The organism is Liquorilactobacillus vini DSM 20605, from assembly GCF_000255495.1.
In the GTDB taxonomy this organism is placed as follows: Bacteria; Bacillota; Bacilli; order Lactobacillales; family Lactobacillaceae; genus Liquorilactobacillus; species Liquorilactobacillus vini.
The window spans coordinates 1-3,469 of the sequence record NZ_AHYZ01000159.1 but is presented as its reverse complement, the minus strand read 5'-3'; the positions used below and the strand labels follow the sequence as shown (position 1 = coordinate 3,469).

Genomic DNA, 3,469 nt, shown 5'->3' with positions numbered 1-3,469 from the left:
CTATTCAGCTAATCGTCAATAACTTTTTTAAATTTTCTCATAACAAAAAAAGCAGCCCTATTTATGACTGCTTTTTAGCACACAACAAATTATTTAATTACCTCAAGCCCATGAAGATATGGACGTAAAACTTCTGGAACAGTAACTGTACCATCTTGATTTTGATAATTCTCTAAAATTGCAGCAACTGTTCGGCCAACTGCTAAGCCAGAACCATTAAGAGTGTGAACATATCTGAGTTTGCCGTTTTTATCACGATACTGAATGTGAGCACGTCTAGCTTGAAAGTCCTCACAGTTAGAGCAGCTCGAAATTTCACGATACATGTTTTGAGCCGGAATCCAAACTTCAAGATCATGCGTCATGGCAGCCGAGAAGCCCATATCTCCCGTTGAAAGAGTAATAATATGATATGGTAAGCCTAATTTTTCCATAATATTACCAGCATTCTTGGTCATTTTTTCTAATTCATTATAGGAATTTTCTGGCTTGCAATATTTGACCATTTCAACTTTGTTAAACTGATGCATCCGAATCAATCCCCGGGTATCACGGCCAGCACTGCCAGCTTCAGAACGAAAACATGGCGTTAAAGCTGTAAAATAGACTGGCAGCTGTTCAGTCGGAATAACTTCATCCCGATAATAATTTGTCAATGGAACCTCAGCTGTTGGAATCAATGTCATATCTTGACCTTCAACTTGAAAAACATCTTCCTTAAATTTAGGAAATTGTCCAGTACCATACATTGAAGCATTATTAACAATATACGGCGGAAGAATCTCTGTATAACCTTCTTTAGTATGCTCATCTAACATAAAATTATAGACTGCCCGCTCAAGTTTTGCCCCTAGTCCTTTGTAGTAAACAAATCGACTACCAGCAGCTTTGGCTCCTCTAGCAAAATCCAAAATTCCCAATTTTTCTCCGATTTCCCAATGAGGTTTAGGAGTAAAATCAAATTTACGTGGTGTTCCAATCTTCTTTAACTCAACATTAAAGCTTTCATCTGGTCCCACCGGAATTGAAGGATTTGGCAAATTAGGCAATCGTGAAGCAATATATTCTACTTTTGTTTGAGCTTCCTTCAAATTATTTTCGAGTTCCTTAATTTGCTGCCCCACTTTTTTCATCCGAGCAATTTGCTGACTAGCATCTTGCTGATTACGTTTAGCCTGAGCAATTGCTTCTGAGACTTCATTTTTTTGCTGACGCAATGTCTCACTTTCGACAACTAACTCCCGCCGCTTTTTATCCGCCGCTAACAATTCATCAATTTTCTCTGCTTTGACTCCTCTAGTTGCCAAGCGTTCTTTTACCTCGTCTTCATTTTGCCGAATCATTTTGATATCAAGCATTACAATTTACCTCCTAAAGATAATAAAAAAAGGCCCTTTCATTCCATCTATAACAATGGGACGAAAAAGTCTTAGATCCGCGGTACCACCCAAGTTTAGCAATCAAAATTACTACCCTCTAAATAAATAACGGTCTCCCGTGCAGCATTACCTGCCCACATGACACCCGCTGGAGTTTCAGCACTGTGATTTTCACCAACCATCACATCTCTTGAAAGCTTACTTATGGCGGACTCTCGTGTTTTTTAATTCTATATTTATGCTACCATAATGCAGTTTATGCGTCAACTATTGCTACTATTCTTCTTTTTCAAATCATGTGGTGTTAAATTAACCTTATCTAATGGAATTATCTTGGTCCGATAACGAATTTTATAATAGCAAAACAAAATCAAAAACAATGGGATACTCATGTAGCTAACACCAATTGCCTGCCAATCAAGATTTTCAAACGACTTCAAATCCTGACCAATGATAACTAACACACACAATACAAAAGACAAAATTGGTCCAAAAGGAAATAGTTTGGCTCGATAGCGCAGTTCAGACAACGGACGTCCTTGTTTTTTCATCGCTAAACGAAAACGATAGTGTGAAATGGCAATTCCCAACCAAGCAATAAAGCCAGTCAAGCCACTAGCACTTACCAAAAAAGTATAAATATGTGTCCCAAAAATACTCATTAAAAATGTAAATAAACCAACTGCTGTTGTTCCCAACAAAGCAGGAAACGGAATTCCTCTTGGGCTTAAACGTCCAAAAACCTTTGGCGCATCACCATGACGAGCTAAAGAGTACAACATTCGGGTTGAGGCATACATTCCAGAATTAGCAGCCGATAAAACTGATGTCAAAATTACAGCATTCATAACACTAGCTGCTGAGGCCAACCCCGCACGGCGAAAAACTAAGGTAAATGGACTGATCGTAATATCAGAAGCACTTGACCCTAAAAGATTTGGACTTGTATATGGTATCAAACATGCAATTACAAAAATCGATAAAATATAAAATAACAAAATTCGCCAAAAAACTTGCTTGATCGCTTGTGGAATACTTTTTTCAGGCGTAGCCGATTCGCCTGCAGTGATTCCAATCAACTCTGTTCCTTGAAAAGAAAAACCCGCAACGACAAAAACGCTTAGGATGGTTGGAATACCACCAACAAAGGGAGCATTTTTATAAGCAAAGTTTGCTAAACCAACTGTATGTCCTCCCATAATTCCAAAAATTGTCAGCAAACCCACGATCAAAAAAACAACGACTGTCACCACTTTGATTAACGCCAGCCAATATTCAGTTTCACCAAAAGATAAGACTGAAAAGCTGTTGATCAAAAAGATAATCAGCAATGCAATTGCACTAAAAACCCAGGTTGGAACATTAGGCAGCCAAAACTTCATGACTAAAGAAACTGTACTAACATCAACTGCCAAAGTAATTGCCCAATTAAACCAATAATTCCATCCCATCGCAAAGCCTAAAGCCGGATCAACAAAACGACCTGAATAAACAGCAAATGAGCCAGTTACTGGTAGATAAGTTGCCATTTCTCCCAAGCTGGTCATTAAAAAATAAACCATTATTCCAATTCCAATGTAAGCAGCCATCGCTCCGCCGGGGCCCGCAGTCGAAATTGCCGAACCACTAGCTACAAACAGACCAGTTCCAATACTACCGCCTAAAGCAATCATTGATAGATGTCTGGTCTTCAGTGCTCGTCTAACATGTTGAATTTTACCTTCCATTTTCCAAAATCCTCCTTGACTAACTTAGAGGCCAATCAAGCACAACTCACCAATTACAAATTTTAATTAAAAATAAAAAGTCTTGCTGGATCACAATCAGCAAGACTTTCTCAAATTAACAAATATAAGTCAAACTCGACAGCGCTCCGCAATCTATCAATTGCGACAGTTCCTGATTTTTTCAATCAGATCCCAGCTTGAAAATTATAAAGCAAATTCAAACTTCGGCGGAATCTCCTTTGACTACAGGTCAGCGATGCTTTATCATCTCACTGCAGCTACTCATATCATCCGCAACCTCTTTTCGATAACTATTTAATTATACTTAAAATTTCAATTAATGCAACTGGTCATCCAGAATCG

Annotated in this window: 2 protein-coding genes and 1 riboswitch; both genes read right to left on the bottom strand. The window is 38.3% G+C overall.

Annotated elements, in window-relative coordinates:
• Positions 1 to 89 precede the first annotated feature (89 nt).
• Positions 90 to 1,358: a serine--tRNA ligase gene (gene serS / locus ON15_RS08820; protein ID WP_010581122.1), complete on the bottom strand. Its 1,269-nt coding sequence runs from the start codon at positions 1,356 to 1,358 to the stop codon at positions 90 to 92.
• A 284-nt stretch (positions 1,359 to 1,642) separates the two neighbouring features.
• Positions 1,643 to 3,106 (bottom strand): amino acid permease, encoded by a 1,464-nt coding sequence (locus ON15_RS08815; RefSeq protein ID WP_010581121.1) that lies wholly within the window; start codon positions 3,104 to 3,106, stop codon positions 1,643 to 1,645.
• A gap of 131 nt (positions 3,107 to 3,237) precedes the next feature.
• Positions 3,238 to 3,417, bottom strand: a riboswitch (Lysine riboswitch).
• Positions 3,418 to 3,469 lie beyond the last annotated feature (52 nt).